Annotated in this window: 25 protein-coding genes and 1 other annotated feature; all 25 genes read right to left on the bottom strand. The window is 50.6% G+C overall.

Annotated elements, in window-relative coordinates; translation table 11 throughout:
- Position 1: 1 nt before the first annotated feature.
- Positions 2–664, bottom strand: a complete 663-nt coding sequence (rpsC, locus tag AC50YL_RS35380) for a 30S ribosomal protein S3 (protein ID WP_161747287.1) — start codon at positions 662–664, stop codon at positions 2–4.
- 13 nt (positions 665–677) lie between these two features.
- Entirely contained in the window at positions 678–1,013 is a 336-nt protein-coding gene (rplV, locus tag AC50YL_RS35375) for a 50S ribosomal protein L22 (protein WP_494838082.1), read from the bottom strand.
- A 43-nt stretch (positions 1,014–1,056) separates the two neighbouring features.
- On the bottom strand, positions 1,057–1,338 hold the full coding sequence (rpsS, locus tag AC50YL_RS35370; RefSeq protein WP_161747286.1) for a 30S ribosomal protein S19: 282 nt from the start codon (positions 1,336–1,338) through the stop codon (positions 1,057–1,059).
- Between the two features lie 68 nt (positions 1,339–1,406).
- Complete coding sequence (gene rplB, locus AC50YL_RS35365; RefSeq protein WP_494838081.1) at positions 1,407–2,237, bottom strand: 50S ribosomal protein L2; 831 nt, start codon at positions 2,235–2,237, stop codon at positions 1,407–1,409.
- Between the two features lie 60 nt (positions 2,238–2,297).
- Positions 2,298–2,588 (bottom strand): 50S ribosomal protein L23, encoded by a 291-nt coding sequence (gene rplW, locus AC50YL_RS35360; protein ID WP_161747284.1) that lies wholly within the window; start codon positions 2,586–2,588, stop codon positions 2,298–2,300.
- On the bottom strand, positions 2,588–3,211 hold the full coding sequence (gene rplD, locus AC50YL_RS35355; protein WP_494838080.1) for a 50S ribosomal protein L4: 624 nt from the start codon (positions 3,209–3,211) through the stop codon (positions 2,588–2,590). Before rplD ends, rplW begins: the two co-directional genes overlap by 1 nt.
- A 25-nt stretch (positions 3,212–3,236) precedes the next feature.
- Positions 3,237–3,860, bottom strand: coding sequence for a 50S ribosomal protein L3 (gene rplC, locus AC50YL_RS35350; protein ID WP_494838078.1), 624 nt, complete (start codon positions 3,858–3,860; stop codon positions 3,237–3,239).
- 34 nt (positions 3,861–3,894) lie between these two features.
- The gene (gene rpsJ, locus AC50YL_RS35345; protein ID WP_005544556.1) at positions 3,895–4,203 is read right to left on the bottom strand and encodes a 30S ribosomal protein S10; all 309 of its coding nucleotides are present in this window, start codon (positions 4,201–4,203) and stop codon (positions 3,895–3,897) included.
- Between the two features lie 388 nt (positions 4,204–4,591).
- Positions 4,592–5,782, bottom strand: a complete 1,191-nt coding sequence (gene tuf, locus AC50YL_RS35340; RefSeq protein WP_161747281.1) for an elongation factor Tu — start codon at positions 5,780–5,782, stop codon at positions 4,592–4,594.
- Positions 5,783–5,898: 116 nt separating this feature from the next.
- Positions 5,899–7,980, bottom strand: coding sequence for an elongation factor G (gene fusA, locus AC50YL_RS35335; RefSeq protein ID WP_494838075.1), 2,082 nt, complete (start codon positions 7,978–7,980; stop codon positions 5,899–5,901).
- Between the two features lie 29 nt (positions 7,981–8,009).
- Positions 8,010–8,480 carry a 30S ribosomal protein S7 gene (gene rpsG, locus AC50YL_RS35330; RefSeq protein ID WP_161705072.1) on the bottom strand — a complete coding sequence of 157 codons (471 nt, stop codon included), beginning with the start codon at positions 8,478–8,480 and terminating at the stop codon, positions 8,010–8,012.
- A 68-nt stretch (positions 8,481–8,548) separates the two neighbouring features.
- A complete protein-coding gene (gene rpsL, locus AC50YL_RS35325) occupies positions 8,549–8,968 on the bottom strand; it encodes a 30S ribosomal protein S12 (RefSeq protein ID WP_090583216.1) in 420 nt (139 codons plus the stop codon).
- Between the two features lie 134 nt (positions 8,969–9,102).
- On the bottom strand, positions 9,103–9,333 hold the full coding sequence (locus AC50YL_RS35320; protein WP_494838073.1) for a ribosomal L7Ae/L30e/S12e/Gadd45 family protein: 231 nt from the start codon (positions 9,331–9,333) through the stop codon (positions 9,103–9,105).
- A 225-nt stretch (positions 9,334–9,558) separates the two neighbouring features.
- The gene (gene rpoC / locus AC50YL_RS35315; protein ID WP_494838072.1) at positions 9,559–13,182 is read right to left on the bottom strand and encodes a DNA-directed RNA polymerase subunit beta'; all 3,624 of its coding nucleotides are present in this window, start codon (positions 13,180–13,182) and stop codon (positions 9,559–9,561) included.
- A gap of 143 nt (positions 13,183–13,325) precedes the next feature.
- Positions 13,326–16,889 carry a DNA-directed RNA polymerase subunit beta gene (gene rpoB, locus AC50YL_RS35310; RefSeq protein WP_494838070.1) on the bottom strand — a complete coding sequence of 1,188 codons (3,564 nt, stop codon included), beginning with the start codon at positions 16,887–16,889 and terminating at the stop codon, positions 13,326–13,328.
- Between the two features lie 345 nt (positions 16,890–17,234).
- Positions 17,235–17,837 carry a class I SAM-dependent methyltransferase gene (locus AC50YL_RS35305; RefSeq protein ID WP_494838069.1) on the bottom strand — a complete coding sequence of 201 codons (603 nt, stop codon included), beginning with the start codon at positions 17,835–17,837 and terminating at the stop codon, positions 17,235–17,237.
- 91 nt (positions 17,838–17,928) lie between these two features.
- A complete protein-coding gene (rplL, locus tag AC50YL_RS35300; protein WP_161747275.1) occupies positions 17,929–18,291 on the bottom strand; it encodes a 50S ribosomal protein L7/L12 in 363 nt (120 codons plus the stop codon).
- A gap of 192 nt (positions 18,292–18,483) precedes the next feature.
- Positions 18,484–18,981, bottom strand: a complete 498-nt coding sequence (rplJ, locus tag AC50YL_RS35295; protein WP_161747274.1) for a 50S ribosomal protein L10 — start codon at positions 18,979–18,981, stop codon at positions 18,484–18,486.
- Between the two features lie 60 nt (positions 18,982–19,041).
- Positions 19,042–19,203, bottom strand: a sequence feature (ribosomal protein L10 leader region).
- Between the two features lie 17 nt (positions 19,204–19,220).
- Positions 19,221–19,913: a 50S ribosomal protein L1 gene (gene rplA, locus AC50YL_RS35290; RefSeq protein ID WP_494838067.1), complete on the bottom strand. Its 693-nt coding sequence runs from the start codon at positions 19,911–19,913 to the stop codon at positions 19,221–19,223.
- 138 nt (positions 19,914–20,051) lie between these two features.
- Entirely contained in the window at positions 20,052–20,477 is a 426-nt protein-coding gene (rplK, locus tag AC50YL_RS35285) for a 50S ribosomal protein L11 (RefSeq protein ID WP_090583195.1), read from the bottom strand.
- 52 nt (positions 20,478–20,529) lie between these two features.
- On the bottom strand, positions 20,530–21,063 hold the full coding sequence (nusG, locus tag AC50YL_RS35280) for a transcription termination/antitermination protein NusG (protein WP_161747308.1): 534 nt from the start codon (positions 21,061–21,063) through the stop codon (positions 20,530–20,532).
- Positions 21,064–21,095: 32 nt separating this feature from the next.
- A complete protein-coding gene (secE, locus tag AC50YL_RS35275; protein ID WP_090649027.1) occupies positions 21,096–21,305 on the bottom strand; it encodes a preprotein translocase subunit SecE in 210 nt (69 codons plus the stop codon).
- Between the two features lie 20 nt (positions 21,306–21,325).
- The gene (gene rpmG, locus AC50YL_RS35270) at positions 21,326–21,475 is read right to left on the bottom strand and encodes a 50S ribosomal protein L33 (RefSeq protein WP_090583192.1); all 150 of its coding nucleotides are present in this window, start codon (positions 21,473–21,475) and stop codon (positions 21,326–21,328) included.
- 321 nt (positions 21,476–21,796) lie between these two features.
- Positions 21,797–22,447, bottom strand: a complete 651-nt coding sequence (gene sigH, locus AC50YL_RS35265; RefSeq protein ID WP_161747272.1) for an RNA polymerase sporulation sigma factor SigH — start codon at positions 22,445–22,447, stop codon at positions 21,797–21,799.
- A 292-nt stretch (positions 22,448–22,739) separates the two neighbouring features.
- Positions 22,740–23,258, bottom strand: coding sequence for an NYN domain-containing protein (locus tag AC50YL_RS35260; RefSeq protein ID WP_494838065.1), 519 nt, complete (start codon positions 23,256–23,258; stop codon positions 22,740–22,742).
- Position 23,259: the final 1 nt, after the last annotated feature.

The following is a 23,259-nucleotide window of genomic DNA, read 5'->3' as shown; positions in this document are numbered from 1 at the left end:
ATTAGTTGCCTCCTTCCTGTGGAGCTTTCTTCTTAGTCGGAAGGATTTCGCCGCGATAGATCCATACTTTTACGCCGATACGGCCATAAGTCGTATGTGCTTCCGCCGTTCCATAATCAATGTCTGCACGCAGCGTATGAAGTGGAACCGTACCTTCGCTATAACCTTCCTGACGAGCAATCTCAGCGCCGCCCAAACGACCGCTAACGGCAGTTTTGATACCTTTTGCGCCAGCACGGATTGTACGTTGGATCGATTGTTTCATTGCACGACGGAACGAAATCCGACGCTCAAGTTGTTGTGCGATACTTTCAGCAACGAGAATGGCATCAAGTTCCGGATTTTTGATCTCGGAGATGTTGATGTGCACTTTTTTGCCTTTTGCGATTTTGGAAAGTTCGGAACGCAGGTTCTCAACCTCGGATCCGCCTTTACCAATAACCATACCAGGCTTTGCTGTATGGATTGTAACGTTGACGCGGTTGGCCGCACGTTCGATTTCGAACTTGGAAACAGCCGCATCTTTCAATTTGTTTTTGAGGTGCTCACGGATTTTGACGTCTTCCATAAGCAAGTCGCCGAAGTCTTTGCCAGCGTACCATTTGGATTCCCAATCACGGATAACGCCGATACGAAGACCGACCGGGTTTACTTTTTGTCCCACACGTTGTCCCTCCTTATTTTTCGGATACCACCAATGTGATGTGGCTGGTTCTTTTGTTAATCCGACTAGCACGACCCATTGCTCGCGGACGGAAACGTTTCATGGTTGGACCTTGGTTAACGAACACTTGCGAAATGACAAGCTTGTTCACGTCCAATTGGAAGTTGTGCTCCGCGTTTGCGATAGCAGAGTTCAGCAGCTTCTCAACGATTGGGGAAGCCGACTTTGGCGTATGACGCAGGATTGCGATCGCCTCGCCAACTTGCTTACCGCGAATCAAATCCACAACCAATTGCGCTTTGCGAGGAGCAATGCGGATATGGTTAGCGAATGCTTTTGCTTCTGGCATGGATGAACCTCCTTTCGATCATTAATCCTTGCTATTCGAACGATTAACGACGACCCGTTTTCTTGTCATCGTTTCCGTGACCTTTGTAAGAACGCGTTGGCGCGAACTCTCCGAGTTTGTGTCCAACCATATCTTCCGTCACATAAACCGGTACATGCTTGCGACCGTCATAAACAGCGAAAGTGTGTCCGATGAATTGCGGGAAAATTGTCGAACGACGCGACCAAGTCTTAACAACGGTTTTCTTGTTGGACTCGTTCAATACCTCAACTTTTTTCAGCAGGTAACCGTCGATAAACGGACCTTTCTTCAAACTGCGACCCATGGATGATCCTCCCTTCACGCTAGCGTTACGCGACGCTGCGCGTCACGCAGATGACGCCAAGGCGCCTATTATTTCGTACGACGACGCACGATGTACTGGCTCGATGCTTTTTTCTTTTTGCGTGTTTTGAAGCCCAGTGTCGGCTTGCCCCATGGAGACATCGGGGATTTACGTCCGATTGGCGCACGTCCTTCACCACCACCGTGTGGGTGATCGTTCGGGTTCATGACGACACCGCGCACTTCAGGGCGCTTGCCCATCCAACGGGAACGGCCGGCTTTACCGATTTTCACGAGCTCGTGATCTTCGTTGCCAACGGAACCGATTGTTGCACGGCAAGTTTTCAGAATACGACGAACTTCGCCAGAGGTCAAGCGAATCGTAACGTAATGTTCTTCTTTACCAAGAAGTTGAGCGTCTGTTCCAGCAGCGCGAACCAATTGTCCGCCTTTGCCAGGCTTCAGCTCGATGTTGTGGATAACCGTACCGACTGGAATGTTCTCAAGCGGCAAAGCATTGCCGATCTTGATGTCCGATCCTGGTCCGGATACGATCTTATCCCCAACCTTAAGACCTTTAGGAGCGATGATGTAGGCTTTCTCGCCGTCCACATAGTGGATAAGCGCGATATTGGACGTACGGTTCGGATCGTATTCGATCGTTGCGACGTTGCCAACAATACCGTCCTTGTTACGTTTGAAGTCGATAATCCGGTATTTACGTTTATGGCCGCCACCATGATGACGAACCGTAATTTTACCTTGATTGTTACGACCGGCTTTTTTGAAAAGCGGCGCAAGAAGCGATTTCTCCGGTGTGCTTGCTGTGATCTCTTCGAATGTCGAGACGGACATCGCACGACGTGCAGGAGAAGTCGGTTTATACTTCTTAATTGGCACTTCGATTCCCTCCTTACCGATATCTTGTTAATCACGTAAGCCGTATGGCCACTACGTTAATTAAACCGATTCAAAAAATTCAAGCTCGTTGCTGTCAGCGCTCAGTTGAACGATCGCTTTTTTCCATTCGGACGTATATCCGCTATGTTTACCGTAACGCTTCGGTTTCGCCGGCATGCGCAGCGTGTTCACGCTCGTTACTTTAACTTTAAAAATTTGTTGAATCGCGAGTTTGATCTCGGTTTTGTTCGCACGAAGATCAACTTCGAAAACATAGCGTTTGTTCGCCATGAAATCGCTCGTTTGTTCCGTGATGATCGGGCGCTTGATAATATCGCGTGGATTTTTCATTACGCAAGCACCTCCTGTACTTTTTCGACCGCTTCTTTAGTAATGATCAGCTGGTCGTATTTCATAACGTCGAGAACATTGATGCCATCAGCTGCAACAAACTTCACGTTCGGAAGGTTGCGCGCGGACAGTGCAACGTTATCTTCGTAATTCGCCGTAACGATCAGTGCTTTACGAGCCACTTTCAGGTTGCTGAGGATCGCCGCGAACTCTTTCGTCTTCGGTTGCGCAAGCGCCAATTGATCAAGAACGATGATGTCGTTGTCGATCACCTTCGAAGACAATGCGGATTTAATTGCCAAGCGACGAACTTTTCTAGGAAGTTTGAAGCTGTAGCTGCGAGGGGTCGGTCCAAAAACCGTACCGCCGCCAACCCATTGCGGGGCGCGAATGGAGCCTTGACGCGCGCGTCCTGTACCTTTTTGTTTCCAAGGTTTACGACCGCCGCCGCGTACTTCGGAGCGTCCTTTTGTCTTGTGCGTGCCTCTGCGTTCAGAAGCTTGCTGAAGCAATACTGCGCTATGCAGGACGTGAACGTTCGGTTCAATTCCGAAAACCGCTTCGGACAATTCAACCTCGCCGACTTGCGAGCCGTTCACGCTATAAAGTGCTACTTTCGGCATTTCATGTTCCTCCTTTCTTGAACGATTATTTCTTCACCGTGGATTTAACTTTTACAAAGCTGTTCTTAGGACCCGGAATAGAACCTTTAACCAGCAATACGTTACGTTCAACGTCAACGCGTACGATTTCAAGGTTCTGAATCGTAACGGTTTCGCTTCCCATGTGACCCGGAAGGTGTTTGCCTTTCGGTACGCGGTTCGCTTGGATGGAACCCATCGAACCTGGTCCGCGGTGGTAACGCGAGCCGTGCGCCATTGGGCCGCGGCTTTGGTTCCAACGTTGAATCGTACCCGTGAAACCTTTACCTTTGGATGTAGCAGTTACGTCAACGAATTCGCCAGCAGTGAATAGGTCGGCCTTGATTTCTTGGCCAACTTCATATTCCCCGTCATTAATGCCGCGGAATTCACGAATGTAGCGCTTAGGAGCCGTTTCGGCTTTTTTCGCGTGGCCGACTTCCGGCCTGTTTGCTCTGTTTGCTTTCTTATCAGAGAAACCTACTTGAATGGATACGTATCCATCGTTCTCTTGGTCTTTCTTTTGCAAAACAACACAAGGACCTGCTTCGATAACCGTTACTGGCACTACGTTACCATCGGCAGTGAACACTTGCGTCATTCCAAGTTTTTTACCTAAGATACCTTTCATGTTGACACCTCATTTCCTTTCCATGTTGAGAATATTACAGTTTAATTTCGATATCTACACCGGATGGCAGGTCAAGACGCATCAATGCATCAACCGTTTGCGGCGTTGGGTTAACAATGTCGATCAAGCGTTTGTGTGTACGCATTTCGAATTGTTCCCTAGAATCCTTGTACTTGTGTACCGCACGCAGAATGGTGATGATTTGCTTCTCGGTCGGAAGCGGAATCGGCCCAGACACGCCTGCACCGGAACGTTTCGCAGTTTCAACAATCTTCTCTGCGGATTGATCCAGAATTCTATGATCGTATGCTTTCAAGCGAATACGAATCTTTTGCTTAGCCATATAAGTCCCTCCTTCTATCGCCCAATTTAGTATCGGACATACTCCGCAAGAAAACCCGACACGCCCCTCATGGCAAAGGAGCCGTGTGTGTCGGCAACCTCTCGCATCATCGCAACGTCACAGACCAACTTCACTATTATATCTAAACCGCTGGGCGAATGCAACAAAAACCTTGTCATTACAGACATTTTCTGAATGCCCCTATTTTCGACAATCGGTATCCATGCAAACATGCATATTTGCTCCACTATCTGTGTTGCCCAATTCGCCGATCTAGACACTCTTTTCTCATTATTAATGAAGAAACGCTTTCACGGCAAACCTCAAATTATAGAAAAAACCCTCACCGAGGTGAGGGTTTTTTACCGCAGCTTATGCTGCAGGGTGATTATTTTTGGATGGATGCTACCGCGCCTGCACCAACCGTACGGCCACCTTCGCGGATAGCGAAGCGAGTACCGTCTTCCAGTGCGATTGGAGCGATCAGCTCAACCGTTACTGTGATGTTATCGCCAGGCATAACCATTTCCGTACCTTCTGGCAGGGAGATGATACCCGTTACGTCAGTTGTGCGGAAGTAGAACTGTGGACGGTAACCCGTGAAAAAAGGTTTGTGACGTCCGCCCTCTTCTTTAGTCAGGACGTAAATTTGAGCCGTGAAGTTCGTGTGTGGTTTAACGGAACCTGGCTTTGCCAGAACTTGACCACGCTCGATGTCTTTACGGTCAACACCGCGAAGCAATGCGCCGATGTTGTCGCCAGCTTGTGCGGAGTCGAGCAATTTACGGAACATCTCAACGCCCGTTACAACGCATTTGCGAGTTTCTTCAGCGATACCAATGATTTCGATCTCGTCAGATACTTTAACTACGCCACGTTCAACGCGTCCTGTAGCAACCGTACCACGACCTGTGATTGTGAACACGTCCTCGACTGGCATAAGGAACGGCTTGTCAGTATCACGTTGTGGAGTTGGGATGTAAGTGTCGACTTGTTCGAACAGCTCGACGATTTTGTCGGCCCAAGGACCGTCTGGATTTTGCAGCGCTTCACGAGCTGCGCCACGGATGATTGGCGTGTCGTCGCCTGGGAATTCGTATTCGCTGAGCAGGTCGCGAACTTCCATCTCAACGAGTTCAAGCAACTCTTCGTCTTCAACCATGTCGCATTTGTTCAGGAATACGACGATGTAAGGTACGCCTACTTGGCGGGAAAGCAGGATGTGCTCACGCGTTTGCGGCATTGGGCCGTCAGCTGCGGATACAACCAGGATTGCGCCGTCCATTTGAGCTGCACCCGTGATCATGTTTTTAACATAGTCGGCATGGCCTGGGCAGTCAACGTGTGCGTAGTGACGGTTAGGCGTTTCATACTCAACGTGAGCCGTGGAGATCGTGATACCGCGCTCGCGCTCTTCCGGCGCTTTGTCGATTTGGTCGAACGCTACTGCAGCTCCACCATATCTTTTGGAAAGTACAGTTGTGATAGCAGCAGTCAGCGTCGTTTTACCATGGTCGACGTGACCGATTGTGCCGATATTTACGTGCGGTTTATTACGTTCAAATTTAGCCTTAGCCATTGAACTCTTCCTCCTTCATATTGAGAAGATTATGTGATCGGCCGAATGGGAGCCGTTAGGTCTTCCATCATCCGGCCAACGTGCAACTTATGAGCAACAAGTTGTTCAAAGGGCTGTTATTGTGCAGCGCCTTTGGATTTGGAGACGATCTCTTCCGAAATCGAACGCGGTACTTCTTCATAGTGCGAAAGCTCCATGGAGAACACGCCGCGTCCTTGCGTACCGGAACGAAGTGTCGTGGAGTAACCGAACATTTCAGCCAGAGGCACCTTAGCACGAACGATCAACGCGCCGTGACGCGTATCCGAACCTTCGATGCGACCGCGGCGGGAGCTCAGCATGCCCATAACGTCGCCCATGTACTCTTCAGGAACGGTTACTTCTACTTTCATGATAGGCTCAAGCAGAATCGGACTACATTTCTCTTTCGCTGCTTTAAGCGCCATCGATCCGGCAATTTTAAACGCCATCTCCGAGGAGTCAACGTCATGATAGGAACCGTCTACTACAACTGCTTTGATATCAACAACCGGGAAGCCGGCAATGACGCCGTTCTTCATCGATTCTTCGATACCTGCTTGAATTGGAGCAATGAACTCACGCGGAATGGAGCCGCCCACGGTTTTGTTTTCAAAAATAAAACCGGATCCTGGCTCAAGCGGGGAGAATTCAACCCAACAATGTCCGAATTGGCCGCGTCCGCCGGATTGACGAACGAACTTGCCTTCGACCTTCGCAGCCGTTTTGAACGTTTCGCGATAAGCGACTTGCGGCTTACCAACGTTTGTTTCGACTTTGAATTCGCGAAGCATACGGTCAACAAGGATTTCAAGGTGAAGCTCGCCCATACCTGCGATGATCGTTTGGCCGGTCTCTTCGTCCGTGTGAGCACGGAACGTAGGATCTTCCTCGGACAGCTTTTGAAGAGCGATACCCATTTTATCTTGGTCAGCTTTCGTCTTAGGTTCAACCGCGAGCTGGATAACCGGCTCTGGGAAGTTCATCGACTCAAGGATAACCGGGTTCTTCTCGTCGCAAAGCGTATCGCCGGTCGTTGTATCTTTCAAGCCTACTGCAGCCGCGATGTCACCGGAGTAAACTTCGCTGATTTCTTGACGGCTGTTTGCATGCATTTGAAGGATACGGCCGACCCGTTCGCGTTTGCCTTTCGTTGCATTCACTACGTACGAACCGGAGCTAAGAACGCCGGAGTATACGCGGAAGAACGTCAGTTTACCTACGTACGGATCAGTCATGATTTTGAACGCCAGTGCTGCGAAAGGCTGGTCATCGGCAGACTTACGAATCGTTTCCGTACCATCTTCAAGGTGACCCTTGATGTCTGGAACGTCAATCGGTGAAGGCAAGTAGTCGACAACTGCATCAAGCATCAGCTGAACGCCTTTGTTACGATACGAAGAACCCACGATAACCGGGAAGATCTTAACATCGCAAACACCTTTGCGAAGCACAGATTTCAACTCGTCAACGCTGATTTCTTCGCCTTCGAGATATTTCATTGTAAGCTCTTCATCAAGCTCAGCAACTTTCTCGATCAGCTCCAAGCGAAGTTCTTCCACTTGTTCTTTGTATTCTGCAGGGATTTCAATTTGCTCCGGATCTTTTCCCAGATCGTCTTTGTACTTATAACCAACGCGTTCAATCAAGTCGATTACGCCTACAAAGTCATTCTCTGCGCCGATCGGCAATTGAATTGCAACCGCATTTGCATTGAGACGCAAGCGCATATCTCTAACTACGTTAAGGAAGTCCGCGCCGATAATATCCATTTTGTTGACGTATGCGATCCGCGGTACGCCGTAACGGTCAGCTTGACGCCAAACCGTCTCGGATTGCGGCTCAACGCCCTCTTTCGCACTGAAAACACCAACGGCCCCGTCCAATACGCGCAGGGAACGTTCAACTTCTACCGTGAAGTCAACGTGACCCGGGGTGTCGATGATATTGATGCGGTGACCATTCCATTGAGCAGTCGTTGCGGCGGACGTAATCGTGATTCCGCGCTCCTGTTCCTGCTCCATCCAGTCCATCGTCGCTGCACCTTCGTGCACCTCGCCGATTTTGTGGGTACGGCCTGTGTAGAACAGGATCCGCTCCGTCGTGGTAGTTTTACCTGCGTCAATATGCGCCATGATCCCGATATTACGCGTATTTTTCAAGGAGAACTCTCTTGCCATGATCCAGTCTCCTTTCGATTATGCGGATACTACCAACGATAGTGAGCGAACGCTTTATTCGCTTCAGCCATTTTGTGTGTATCTTCGCGTTTTTTAACGGATGAACCTGTGTTGTTCGAAGCATCGATGATTTCGGCAGCCAGACGCTCCTCCATCGTTTTCTCTCCGCGGTTGCGCGAATAGTTCACGAGCCAACGGAGACCAAGCGCTGTACGGCGCTCAGGCTTAACTTCGATCGGCACTTGATAGTTCGAGCCGCCGACACGGCGTGCTTTTACTTCAAGTACTGGCATGATGTTCTTAATTGCTACTTCAAAAACTTCCATCGGATCTTTGCCTGTACGTTCGTTGATAAGCTTGAACGCATCATACAAAATCGTAGCTGCTACACCGCGTTTGCCGTCGACCATGATTCGGTTGATCAAACGAGTAACGAGTTTGCTGCTGTACATCGGATCCGGCAAAACGTCGCGTTTTGTTACAGGACCTTTACGTGGCATGTGGAAGTCCCCCTTTCTTCTAGTTTTTCATTTTTGAACGAGAATAACCGTCACCGGCTAAGCTTAACTTATTTTTTAACTTTAGGACGTTTTGTTCCGTATTTGGAACGAGCTTGTTTACGGTTGTTGACGCCTGCAGTATCAAGCGCGCCGCGAACGATATGGTAACGAACACCCGGAAGATCTTTTACCCGGCCGCCGCGCACCAATACTACGCTGTGCTCTTGCAGGTTGTGGCCAATACCGCCGATGTATGCCGTAACCTCTACGCGGTTCGTCAAACGTACACGTGCGTATTTCCGCAATGCGGAGTTCGGTTTTTTCGGTGTCATCGTGCCTACACGTGTGCAGACCCCGCGTTTTTGTGGCGAGCTCAGGTTTGTTTCTTCACGTTTCAGTGCGTTGAATCCTCTTTGCAAGGCTGGCGATTTCGATTTAACGACTTTCGCTTCACGGCCTTTGCGGACCAGCTGATTAATTGTTGGCATGTTGCATCCCCCTTCCTCACTTAGTAAAGCATTCAAGACATATTGGCTTATTAAGCCCACAGATCCAGGCGGTTCATAAAGAAACAAACGAAAGTTTCTACTTCCCCTTTCGGTTCGGTAAAAACGGTATGTTCTTATTCGATTTCCGGTATAACCGCTGCCATCGCCGCTCCAACTTCAATGCCGCAGGTTTCCCCGAGGCTCTTCATTGTCTCCGACCACGTAATCGGCACTCCTGCCATCTCGCATAGCCGAACAATATTGTTCTTCAGCCGCGGATCTGCATCTTGCGCAACATAGACGAGATTGGTTTTGCGTAGCTCCACCATTTTCATCGTCTGTTTACTACCTATAACGAATCGCATAATAACCTTCCTTCCAAGTCAATCAAAACTGACAAGTGCAGAGGTTGCGCGATTAGGCACACTACGACATATTAGCATCTCGGCTTGGGCCATGTCAAGCTCTGACGAATCATAGTTACATGAAAATTAAGTAAACGATCCGCCGCATAACGGAACGAAGAGCGAAGAGACACTCCATCGGAGATGCCTTTTTCGCTCTTCCCCCTTATGCTAAGCCGTTAGCTATTAAGACTCGACCGTTACCGTTTCCGCTTCGTGCTGTTGTTCTTCGATCGGATCATCGTCCATTCCCGCTACATGAACGCTTCTATAACGCTGCATGCCGGTTCCGGCTGGAATGAGCTTGCCAATGATGACATTCTCTTTCAAGCCAAGCAATTGGTCGACTTTTCCTTTGATTGCGGCGTCAGTCAAGACACGCGTCGTTTCTTGGAACGATGCAGCGGACAAGAAGGAATCCGTCTCCAGCGAAGCCTTCGTAATACCAAGCAGGACCGGCTTCGCGACTGCCGGCTCTTTGCCGGACAGGATCGCATCGCGGTTTGCTGCTTCGTACTCGTGGATATCCACGAACGCGCCAGGAAGCAGCATCGTATCGCCAGCTTCAATGATGCGGATCTTCCGAAGCATCTGCTTCACCATAACCTCGATGTGCTTATCGTTGATTTCTACCCCTTGGTTACGGTAAACGCGCTGAACTTCTTGCAGAATATAGTTCTGCACGCCGCGGATGCCTTTAATGCGGAGCATATCTTTAGGGTCGATGGAGCCGTCCGTCAGCTCATCGCCGGCTTCGATTTGCTTGCCTTTGGCTACACGGATACGTGAACCGAAAGTGACGGCATATGTCTTAGATTCGGCTTCGCCCTGCACCTCGATCTCGCGGCGATCCTTCGTCTCGCGGATGTCTTTGATAACCCCGTCGATTTCGGAAATGATCGCTTGACCTTTCGGATTACGCGCCTCGAAAAGCTCTTGAATACGCGGCAAACCTTGCGTGATATCGTCTCCAGCTACACCGCCGGTATGGAATGTGCGCATTGTGAGCTGCGTTCCCGGTTCACCGATGGATTGTGCCGCAATGATACCGACCGCTTCGCCGATCTCCACGAATTTACCCGTTGCCAGGTTGCGTCCGTAACAGATTTTACATACGCCATGTCGAGCGCGGCAGCTCAGTACGGAGCGGATTTGAAGACTCTCGACGCCGGCAGCGATTACTTCCTCTGCTTTGTTCGAGTCGATCAATTGGTTACGGTGAAGGATGACTTCCCCGTTTTTCGGATTGCGAACCGTCTCAAAGGAGTAGCGGCCTTCAATACGATCGTAAAGGTCTTCGATAACCTCTTTACCGTCTTGAATTCTGCTGACTCTGAAGCCTTTGTCCGTTCCGCAGTCGTCTTCGCGCACGATAACGTCCTGTGCGACATCGACGAGACGACGGGTCAGGTAACCCGAGTCAGCGGTACGTAGAGCCGTATCGGCAAGACCTTTACGCGCACCGTGCGTCGAGATAAAGTACTCGAGGACGGTCAGGCCTTCACGGAAGTTCGATTTAATCGGCAACTCGATAATACGACCCGACGGGTTGGCCATCAGACCCCGCATGCCGCCAAGCTGCGTGATTTGCGATTTGTTACCCCGCGCTTTGGAATCCACCATGAGCATGATGGAATTGTAGCGATCCATCGATTTCATGAGGATATCCGTGATCTGATCTTTCGTTTTGCTCCAGATCTCGATAACGCGGTCATAACGTTCTTCATTCGTAATCAAACCGCGACGGTATTGATTCGAAACGACTTTGACTTTGTCTTCGGATTCTCTCAGGATGTCCTGTTTCTCCGTCGGCACGATAACGTCGGAAACGGCTACCGTGATACCCGCGCGCGTGGAATACGTGAATCCAAGTTGTTTAATATGGTCAAGCATGATGGAAGTACGCGTCGTGTGATATTGACGGAAACATTCCGCAATGATTAGACCAAGGTACTCTTTGCCCACGCCGCCGATTTGAGCAATGCCATTCATGAACTCGATCAGGTCTGCACCCTTCTCATGAACGAAATACTTATCCGGCGTCCCTTGAAGCAGATTCACTTTGGTCGGTTCGTTAATGAACGGGAAGTCGGCCGGGAAGATCTCATTGAAGATCACTTTACCGACAGTCGTGGAAATCAACGCTTTTTGCTGCGCGTCCGTGAAGGACGTCTTCTTCAGCACTTTAACCGGGATAAAGATCCGCGCATGCAGCGATACGATACCGCGTTGATACGCCGAGATCGCTTCGTTGACCGTCGCGAAAACAGAACCGTTGCCTTTGCCTTCTTTGTTATCCATCGTCAAGTAGAAGCTTCCTAGGACCATATCCTGCGAAGGCGTAACGACCGGCTTGCCGTCTTTCGGGTTCAAGATGTTACCCGATGCAAGCATCAGCAAACGCGCTTCTGCTTGTGCTTCGGCGGAAAGCGGTACGTGAACGGCCATTTGGTCACCGTCGAAATCCGCGTTATAAGCGGTACATACGAGCGGATGAAGCTTGATGGCGCGGCCTTCGACCAAGATCGGTTCGAATGCTTGAATACCGAGTCTGTGGAGCGTAGGGGCACGGTTCAGAAGAACCGGGTGCTCCTTGATGACTTCTTCAAGAACGTCCCAAACCTCAGGGCTTACGCGCTCGACTTTGCGTTTAGCGCTCTTGATGTTATGAGCCAGGTTTTTGTTGACCAGCTCTTTCATGACGAACGGCTTGAAGAGCTCAAGCGCCATTTCTTTCGGCAACCCGCATTGGAACATTTTCAAGCTAGGACCGACAACGATAACCGAACGACCGGAATAGTCGACCCGTTTACCGAGCAAGTTCTGACGGAAACGTCCTTGTTTCCCTTTCAGCATATGGCTGAGCGATTTAAGCGGACGATTGCCCGGGCCCGTTACAGGGCGGCCGCGGCGACCGTTATCGATCAGCGCGTCAACCGCTTCTTGCAGCATCCGCTTCTCGTTCTGCACGATGATATCCGGCGCGCCGAGATCGAGCAGACGCTTCAGGCGGTTGTTACGGTTGATTACGCGACGATACAAGTCGTTCAAGTCGGATGTCGCGAAACGGCCGCCATCCAGCTGAACCATCGGGCGAAGCTCCGGCGGGATAACCGGAAGCACGTCGAGAATCATCCATTCCGGCATGTTGCCGGAGTTGCGGAACGCTTCAATGACTTCAAGGCGTTTGATCGCGCGGTTGCGGCGTTGGCCTTGCGCCGTGCGAAGATCTTCCTTCAGCGTCTCGAGCTCGCGTTCGACGTCGATGTCTTGAAGCAGCTTCTTTACGGCTTCCGCGCCCATGCCCGCTTGGAATCCGTAGCCGTATTTCTCGCGGTAACTGCGGTATTCCTTCTCGGACAATAGCTGTTTCTTCTCAAGCGGCGTATCACCGGGATCGGTTACGACATAAGATGCGAAATAAATGATCTCTTCCAGCGAACGAGGCGACATGTCGAGCGCCAGACCCATACGGCTCGGAATCCCTTTAAAGTACCAAATATGCGATACAGGAGCTGCAAGCTCGATGTGTCCCATCCGTTCGCGGCGAACCTTCGCGCGCGTGACTTCAACGCCGCAGCGGTCGCAAACGACGCCTTTATAGCGCACGCGTTTGTATTTGCCGCAATGGCATTCCCAGTCCTTCGTCGGTCCGAAGATCTTCTCGCAGAAGAGACCTTCTTTCTCCGGCTTGAGCGTTCTGTAGTTAATCGTTTCCGGTTTCTTTACTTCTCCGCGGGACCACGATCGGATTTTATCCGGAGATGCCAATCCAATCTTCATATACTCGAAGTTGTTCACGTCCAACAAGGAGCAACCCTCCTTCGTCATGGTTCACTTTGTTCTTGCTGCTCGAATGCCGTACGGCCGGATCATGCCCGCGAAGGCATTCCCCGGCTTGATTCGCCCGTGAAGACGAATCGGCATCGTTTATCCAAAGGCAGTGGAAGCTGTTACTCCACGCCGACTTCCGCACCCTCAAGGTTGAGGTTGAGCTTATCGTTCGCCCCATCTTCATCGTCGTCGATTTCTTTCATCTCGATCTCTTCTTCGTTCTCGCTCAGGATTTTGACATCCATGCCCAAGCTTTGAAGTTCTTTGATCAAGACTTTAAACGACTCCGGAACGCCCGGTTCCGGAACGTTCTCGCCCTTCACGATGGACTCATACGTCTTGACGCGGCCGACGACATCATCGGATTTGACGGTCAAGATCTCTTGCAGCGTATAAGCGGCACCGTAGGCTTCGAGCGCCCAAACTTCCATCTCCCCGAAGCGTTGACCGCCGAACTGAGCTTTACCGCCCAGAGGCTGTTGCGTAACGAGCGAGTAAGGACCCGTGGAACGGGCATGGATTTTATCGTCGACCATGTGCGCCAGTTTGATCATGTACATGACGCCTACGGTAACTTCGCGCTCGAACGGCTCGCCGGAGCGACCGTCGTAGAGGATCGTTTTACCGTTGCGCTGCATGCCGGCTTCTTCCATGGAATCAAATACGTCATACTCGCGCGCTCCGTCGAATACCGGCGTAGCGGCGTGAATGCCAAGGCGTTTGCAAGCCATGCCCAGATGGACTTCCAGCACTTGGCCGATGTTCATCCGGGAAGGTACGCCCAGCGGGTTGAGCACGACCTCGACCGGCGTGCCGTCCGGCAGGAACGGCATATCTTCCTCAGGAAGGATACGCGCGATAACCCCTTTGTTACCATGACGGCCAGCCATTTTGTCGCCTTCGGAAATCTTACGTTTCTGAGCGATATAGGCACGAACCAACTGATTTACGCCAGGAGGCAGCTCGTCGCCGTTCTCGCGGGTAAATACCTTCACGTCTACCACGATGCCGTCGGTTCCGTGAGGAACGCGCAAGCTCGTATCGCGAACCTCGCGCGCCTTCTCGCCGAAGATCGCGTGAAGCAAACGTTCTTCCGCCGTCAGTTCCGTAACCCCTTTAGGCGTTACTTTACCGACGAGAATGTCGCCCGCGCTGATCTCGGCGCCGACGCGGATAATACCGCGTTCGTCTAGATTGCGAAGCGCTTCTTCGCCGACGTTCGGAATGTCGCGCGTGATTTCTTCCGGTCCGAGCTTCGTATCGCGCGCTTCGGACTCGTATTCCTCGATATGAATCGACGTATAGACGTCTTCTTTAACGAGTTTCTCGCTGAGCAGGATAGCATCCTCGTAGTTGTAGCCTTCCCACGTCATGAACGCGACGACGACGTTACGCCCAAGCGCCAATTCGCCCATTTCGGTGGAAGGACCGTCCGCAAGGATGTCGCCTTTTTTCACGATATCGCCTTTATGGCAAATCGGACGCTGGTTGATGCACGTTCCTTGGTTGGAGCGCATAAACTTATGCAGCTTGTGCTTGATCAAGTCGCCGGTAACCTGCTTGCCGTCGACCATCTCCACGCGGCGGACCCAAATTTCATTGGCGGATACGCGTTCGACGATACCGTCGTGTTTGGACACGATACACACGCCGGAATCTTTGGCGGACTTGTGCTCCATGCCGGTACCGACTAGAGGCGACTTCGGAATGAGAAGCGGAACGGCTTGCCGCTGCATGTTGGAACCCATGAGCGCGCGGTTGGAGTCATCGTTCTCAAGGAACGGAATGAGCGCCGTAGCCACGGACACGACCTGTTTCGGCGAGACATCCATGTAGTCCACACGTTCGGTCGGCATGGTCAAAATATTGTCCGCTTGCTTGTTGTAACGAACGATTACGGCATCTTCGACGAATTTGCCCTCTTCGTCCAACTTCGCATTCGCTTGCGCGATTACGTAGTTATCTTCTTCATCGGCGGTCAAATACGCGATTTGTTCCGTAACGACGCCGACTTTCGGGTCAACCCAGCGGTAAGGCGCTTCGATGAATCCATACTCGTTAATCCGAGCGAAGGTCGACAAGGAGTTGATCAACCCGATGTTCGGACCTTCCGGCGTCTCGATCGGACACATCCGGCCATAGTGGGAGTTATGAACGTCACGAACCTCGAAGCCCGCGCGTTCACGCGTCAAACCGCCAGGTCCCAATGCGGACAAGCGTCGTTTGTGCGTCAACTCGGCAAGCGGGTTCGTCTGATCCATGAATTGCGACAATTGGGAAGAACCGAAGAACTCTTTGATCGACGCGATAACCGGGCGAATGTTGATAAGCGCCTGCGGCGTGATCGCGTTGGCATCCTGGATGGACATCCGCTCGCGAACGACGCGCTCCATACGGGACAAACCGATACGGAATTGGTTCTGCAGCAGTTCGCCAACCGAACGCAAACGACGGTTGCCCAGATGGTCGATATCGTCCGTGCTTCCAACGCCGTGAAGCAAGTCGATGAAGTAATTGATGGAAGCAATGATGTCCGCAGGCGTGATATGCTTGACGGCTTTGTCGATGATTCCATTCGCAATGACCTTAATGACTTTGCTCTCGTCGAGCGGCGAGAATACGCTGACCGTTTGAAGAGGTATACTATCCGCATCAAGTACCCCATTGGCAACATGGTACGTTTTAAAGCCCACGTTGTTCTCCAAATAAGGAATCAGATCATCCAGCAGGCGACGGTCGATCATTTGACCTGCTTCCGCCAAGATTTCCCCCGTGCTCGGGTCGATCAAGGTTTCGGCCAACCGCTGATTGAACAACCGGTTCTTGATGTGCAGCTTCTTGTTGATTTTATAGCGGCCAACGTTGGCCAGGTCGTAACGCTTCGGATCGAAGAATCGCGCGACAAGAAGGCTCTTGGCATTATCCAACGTCGGCGGTTCGCCCGGACGAAGTCTTTCGTAAATTTCGATAAGCGCCTTTTCGGTAGAATCGGTGTTATCTTTATCGAGCGTGTTCCGGATATACTCGTCATGTCCCAGCAAATCCAAAATTTCGGCATCCGTGCCAAAGCCAAGCGCACGAAGCAGGACCGTAACCGGTATCTTACGCGTGCGGTCGATACGGACATAAATAATGTCCTTCGCATCGGTTTCGAGCTCCAGCCATGCGCCGCGGTTCGGAATCACCGTCGCCGTATAATTTCTTTTGCCGTTTTTGTCCACTTTCGTGCTAAAGTAAACGCTAGGCGAACGAACCAATTGGCTGACGATGACGCGTTCCGCGCCGTTGATGATGAACGTGCCCGTTTCCGTCATCAGCGGGAAATCGCCCATGAACACTTCTTGCTCTTTCACTTCGCCGGTTTCCTTGTTAATGAGCCGAACTTTAACACGCAGCGGTGCTGCATACGTCACGTCGCGTTCCTTCGACTCATCGACAGAATACTTAGGCTCGCCAAGTGAATAGTCGATGAACTCAAGCATCAAGTTACCCGTAAAATCCTGAATCGGCGAGATGTCTTGGAAAAGCTCAAGCAAGTCCTTCTCCAAAAACTTCTCGTACGACTTTTGTTGGATTTCAATCAGGTTCGGAACTTCGAGCACCTCGCGGATGCGGGCATAGCTTCTACGCGTGCGACGCCCATACTGAACAAGTTGTCCTGCCAACTTAACCTCACCCCTCATGTCTGCTTCACAGAAAGTGAACAATGACCTTGTATACACAAACATTGCTGTAACCAGAATGTGCAGCAGGCAAATTCTGATTCAAATAAAGAAAAGCCCTTATCGAAAATTCGAAAAAAGAGCATGCTTCTGTCAGTCAATCTTCTACGCGCACAACCCGTAAAAGTCTCATATCAAGTAATTTTGACCCAAAACGTAAACATTATACGTCAAACTCGCTACTTTTATACACCCAAAATAGCGCTTGACATTTTAGTCGACTAAAGAGATTGCACCCATTTTAATGCTGACATTTTATAATGATACCATATCAGGCAAGTCGAGTCAACAAATGATTCCGTTTCCCTATTGCTCTTTCCTGGCCCTGAAGATACGGTACCCTTTTTCTTTCGTTACCTCTTCCACATTACCGAAGATTGATTCCAACTTCGCTTCCGCGGACGGTGCCCCCTGCTTCTTCTGAATGACGACCCACATGGATCCCCCCGGCTTCAGCAGTCCGGCTCCTTCTTCGAAAATCCGGTGGACAACCTCTTTCCCTGCCCGGATCGGCGGGTTCGTAATGATCGTATCGAACGCATGATCACGCACGCTTTCGTAAACGTTGCTTTGCAAGACCACCGTATTCGTAATGCCATTAAGGTGGACGTTCTCCCGAGCAAGCGCAACCGCGCGCTCATTGATATCGATCATTGTTACAAGACCGGCCGGCGCGAGTTTTGCCACCGTTATGCCGATAGGCCCATAGCCGCAACCGACATCCAACGTACGTCCGTTTTCGTCAATTTCAAGCGCATCGATGAGCACGCGGCTTCCAAAATCGATACCCGTTTTCGAAAATACGCCTGCATCGGTCATGAAACGCAGTTTGCAGCCGCGCAGCACCGTTTCTACTACCTGACGATCGTGCTTGGTTCCGGGCGATTGCGTATAGTAGTGGTCCGCCATATCATCCCTCCTGATTCCGCCGGCAAGTCAACTCATAAGGAAACCCCTTGAAGCGAACGCTTCAAGGGGTTTGCCGCCGATGAGCGGGTTATTACTTCACTTCTACGGAAGCGCCAGCTGCTTCGAGTTTTTCTTTAACAGCTTCAGCATCCTCTTTGGATACTTTTTCTTTAATGGCTTTAGGAGCGCCGTCAACAAGGTCTTTCGCTTCTTTCAGGCCAAGACCTGTGATTTCGCGAACGACTTTGATAACGTTGATTTTGGAAGCGCCAGCGTTGTTAAGGATAACGTCGAATTCGGATTGCTCTTCAACGACAGCTGCTGCTGCTCCGCCGCCCATTGCTACAGGTGCTGCAGCAGTTACGCCGAATTCTTCTTCGATTGCTTTAACCAGGTCGTTCAATTCAAGAACGTTCATGCCTTTGATGGCTTCCAAGATTTGCTCTTTACTCATGAGATAAACCTCCAATAATTTGTTTTAGTGTGGTCGTGCCTGTTATCCGGCGAGCCGGGATCGTAGATGACTTGACCGAAGGTCTCGTCAAAGCAATTAATGATGAATCCTGTGTCGACTGTAGGTCGCGACAAACCAATCATCCTTGGACGAATGCTGTGTCGACCATAGGTTTCAACAAGCCAATCATCCTTAAGCTTCTTGTTTTTCAGCGACAGCTTTAACCGCAAGGGCGAAGTTGCGCATAGGTGCTTGGAGCACGCTGAGGAGCATGGAGAGCAAACCTTCGCGCGAAGGCAGATCTGCCAGCGCTTTGATTTGATCCGCGTTAAATACTTGACCTTCTACAACGCCGCCTTTCAATTTCAAAGCGTCGTTCTTCTTGGCGAAGTCAGCCAGTATTTTGGCTGGAGCAACTGCGTCTTCTTTGCTGAAAGCCACGGCCGTAGGGCCGGCCAGAATAGCATCCAAGTCAGTCAGTTCCGCGTTTGCAGTCGCACGGCGAACGAGCGAGTTTTTCAAAACTTGAAACTCGACGTTTGCTTCGCGCAATTGTTTACGCAGTTCCGTTACTTGCGCAACGTTAAGACCGCGGTAATCGGCTACGACCGTGCTGGAGCTCTCGCGGAGTTTCGCCGTGATTTCTGCAACAGCCTGCTCTTTACCTTGAATAATTTTTGCGTTTGCCAAAATGTACACCTCCCGTTATGTTGTCAACATCCCGATTGTTGCAGCGGATTCCTTCCCCCGCGATGCATGAGAAAGGCCCCCGCAGACAGTGCGAAGGCCATGATGGTCCGTTACTCGCCCTACTCAAAAGAAGGGCGCACAAACACGTTTATCATAACACCTCGGTAGGAAATTAAGCCGGTGGCCGGCACCTACTGTCTTCGGTATGCATATTCGATTCTAAATTCCCGTTCGTTCTCTTAGCGGAACGAAGCGGCGTTCAAACGAGCGCCAGGTCCCATCGTGGAGGAAACGGAAATGCCTTTCAGGTAAACCCCTTTAGCCGCAGCCGGTTTCGCGCGGTTCAGTGCGTCGATCAGCGTTTTCAAGTTCTCGTTCAGCTTTTCGGAGTCGAACGAAACTTTGCCGATTGGCGCATGGATTTGACCTGCTCTGTCAAGACGGTATTCAATCTTACCAGCCTTGATTTCTTGGACGGCCTTCGTAACGTCGAACGTTACCGTACCTGCTTTAGGATTAGGCATTAAGCCCTTACCGCCGAGGATACGCCCGAGTTTACCCACTTCGGCCATCATGTCCGGAGTCGCAACGCAAACGTCGAACTCGAACCAGCCTTGTTGGATTTTAGCGATTACATCAGCATCGCCGACATAATCCGCGCCAGCCGCTTCTGCTTCTTTGGCTTTGTCGCCTTTCGCAAAAACGAGAACGCGTTTGGTTTTACCAGTTCCGTGCGGGAGTACAACGACGCCACGAACGGCTTGGTCTTGTTTCTTAGGATCTACGCCCAGACGCACCGCAACTTCAACGGTTTCGTCGAACTTTGCACTAGCGGCTTTCTTCACGAGTTCGATCGCTTCGGCCGACTCGTATGTTGCTTCAACATCAATCAGCTTCGTAGCTTCTTGATATTTTTTACCGTGTTTAGCCATTAGAATTCTCCTCCTTATGTGGTAATAACGGAAATTCCTCCAACTGTTCCTGGAGACCCTCCCACCCGACAAAAAACGCATTGTTCCGTCGGTCAGACAACGTACTCTAGCGTGTCTAATGCAGATGACGATCGAAGATTAGTCCTCGATGACAACGCCCATGCTGCGTGCAGTACCTTCGACCATGCGCATAGCTGCCTCGACGGAAGCCGCGTTAAGGTCTGGCATTTTTTGTTCGGCGATCTCGCGAACGACAGAACGTTTAACCGTTGCGACTTTCTTCTTGTTCGGCTCGCCGGATCCTTTAGCGATCTTAGCAGCGACGCGAAGCAGTACGGCAGCCGGCGGCGTTTTCGTTTCGAAAGTGAACGAACGGTCCTCGAATACCGTAATTACAACCGGAATGATAAGACCCGCTTGATCGGCCGTACGAGCGTTGAACTCTTTACAGAACGCCATGATGTTAACCCCTGCTTGACCAAGCGCTGGACCGATCGGCGGAGCCGGATTCGCTTTACCCGCTGGAACTTGCAGTTTTACCAACTTGATGACTTTCTTTGCCATGATGACACCTCCTTGCCGTAGTAATCACATGTTCTCAGTAGAAACAGGCTTATTATACCTTCTCCACTTGGCCGTAATCCAGCTCAACCGGAGTTTCCCTGCCGAACATGTTGACGTGAACCTTCAGCTTGCTTTTGTCGAGCAGAATTTCTTCTACCGTTCCGACAAAGTTAGCGAACGGCCCGACTTTAACACGTACCGTTTCCTTCAAATCGAATTCGATTTTAGGTTTCGGTTCTTCCATGCCCATGTGTTTCAAAATTTGTTCCACTTCATCAGGCAACAGCGGAGTTGGTTTTGAACCAGAGCCAGTTGAACCGACAAACCCGGTAACGCCCGGAGTGTTGCGAACGACATACCAAGAATCGTCGGTTTGAATCATCTCGACGAGGACATATCCGGGGTAAACTTTACGCATGACGGTTTTTTTCTTACCGTCCTTGTCTACCACTTCTTCCTCCATCGGGACGAGCACGCGGAAGATCTTGTCTTCCATGCCCATGGATTCAACGCGTTTCTCGAGGTTCGCCTTCACTTTGTTCTCATAACCCGAATACGTGTGGACTACATACCATCTTTTTTCCATCATTTCCATAACAAGCCACCCTTGGCCCCTTCTTAAACAATCAGTTCGACCAATGCGGAAATTCCGATGTCAAGTACCCAAAAGTAAATTGTCACAGCTATAATCGTGAAGAACACAACGAGGGAATAGCTTGTCAATTCCTTGCGGCTTGGCCAGCGGACTTTCTTTAATTCCGCGAAGCTGTCGGTGAAGAAGGAAAACGTCGACCCGAAGCTTTGCTTCAGCTTAGCTAAAAATGCCACGTCCACACCTCCAAATTGACCTATCTTGTTTCGCGATGAGGAGTATGCTCGTTACAATACTTGCAAAACTTCTTCATCTCAATACGGTCAGGGTGATTCCGTTTGTTCTTGCTGGAAGCATAGTTTCTTTGTTTGCAGTTTGTGCAAGCCAACGTAATAATTACCCGCATTGTTGACACCTCCCAAACTAAGCATCGATAAAGTTTAAAGCACTGTATGTGAAACTAGCCTGATTGACCCATAATAAAAAAAGACCTATTTAGGGCTACCAAAACACTTTATCACAAGCAATAGGGAGTGTCAATGCAAATCCGTTCCGAAGTACCTCTCTATTAGCCCGTAAAATGTATGTCGCGGTACAAGGCAACAACGCAAAGCAGGCGAAAATTTCCTCTTCGTCCGTATCAGTATCGTCACCCGGCGGCTGTTTCAAACGCCAAGTAATCCTTTCCATAAAAAAAGAGCCTTGCTCGGCTCTTATCAGACGGGTATTAAATTCCGATGTCGCGGACTTCCAAATAACGTTCCAGCTTTCGTTTCACGCGTTGCAACGCATTATCGATCGACTTCACGTGGCGGTCCAAATCGACGGCGATCTCCTGATAAGACTTGCCGTCCAGATAAAGCATCAGCACCTTGCGTTCCAAATCGCTGAGTATCTCGGACATCTTATCCTCAAGGCCGACGAATTCTTCTTGATTAATAATTAATTCTTCCGGATCGGACACTCGCGTTCCGCAAATGACGTCCAGCAACGTCCGGTCGGAGTCCTCGTCATAAATAGGCTTGTCCAGCGAAACGTAAGAGTTCAACGGAATATGCTTCTGCCGCGTGGCCGTCTTGATGGCCGTGATGATCTGCCGCGTAATGCAAAGCTCGGCAAACGCTTTGAAGGAAGCAAGCTTATCGCCTTTGAAATCTCGTATCGCCTTATAGAGTCCGATCATGCCCTCTTGGACTATATCCTCGCGGTCGGCCCCGATGAGAAAATAGGAACGCGCTTTAGCCCGGACAAAGTTCTTGTACCTATTGATCAAATACTCCAACGCTTCGCCGTCGCCTTCGCGAACCATTTCGACAACGTCTTCGTCCGTTTTGCAGTCAAAGTCCAGCGTTTTCCATTCTCTGAGGTCGATGCTCACGAACAATCCCTCCGGCTCGAAAGGCGTAAATGCCTTTAACTTCAGCAGCGCAATAATTAACCGGCCCGCAATGTAGTAATAACAGATCGTGTACGCCAAGTTCGTATCGGTACGATCTAGCAGCAATCCCCGTTCAGAAACATAGACTCAGTATACATTACGTAACCTTTAACCGTCAATGACGATCATGCCTCGACACTGCTAATTATCTAGCAAAAATGGGATTTTGCACCTGGAAAAAGGGCATCTGCGTCATCTAATTTCACCCGAAGATTACGCCGAATTAACATTGTCATTCTCCTCTGCGCCACTTTTCCAGTTTCAGCCGAACATCCATGCTCAAGTTGCCGTCCAGCTCGTTTCGCGCTTTATTCTTTTGATCGACTTTCTGCTCGATGGCTTTGCGGTTCTGCTTGATTTCGATGAGGAGCTCGCGGGCCGAGATACGGAGCGCGCCTTTGCCGAACGCCACATGCTGCTCCACCAAGTCGGACGTGGCGACATGAATGTTCCGGCTGCGCATGGCCATCTCCGAAGCAAGGCGCTCGATGCACGAATCCGCGGTTTCCTTCTCCTTCGTGTATACGACCGTTAGCCGATGCTGCTTGAACGTGGAACCGACGCCCGGAACCTGATGCGCGTCGAACACGACGATGACCGTCATCCCGGTAAAGCCTTGATAGTCCGCAAGCATCTCGAGCAGCCGGTCCCGCGCGTCTTCCAGGTCCTTATCCCGCAGAGCCGCCAACTCCGGCCAAGCTCCGATCATGTTATACCCATCGACGAGTAGAACGTCATCACGCCGTTTCACG

The sequence above is a fragment of the Paenibacillus sp. J22P277 genome (assembly GCF_059383675.1).
This window is presented reverse-complemented; position numbering and strand designations above follow the sequence as displayed.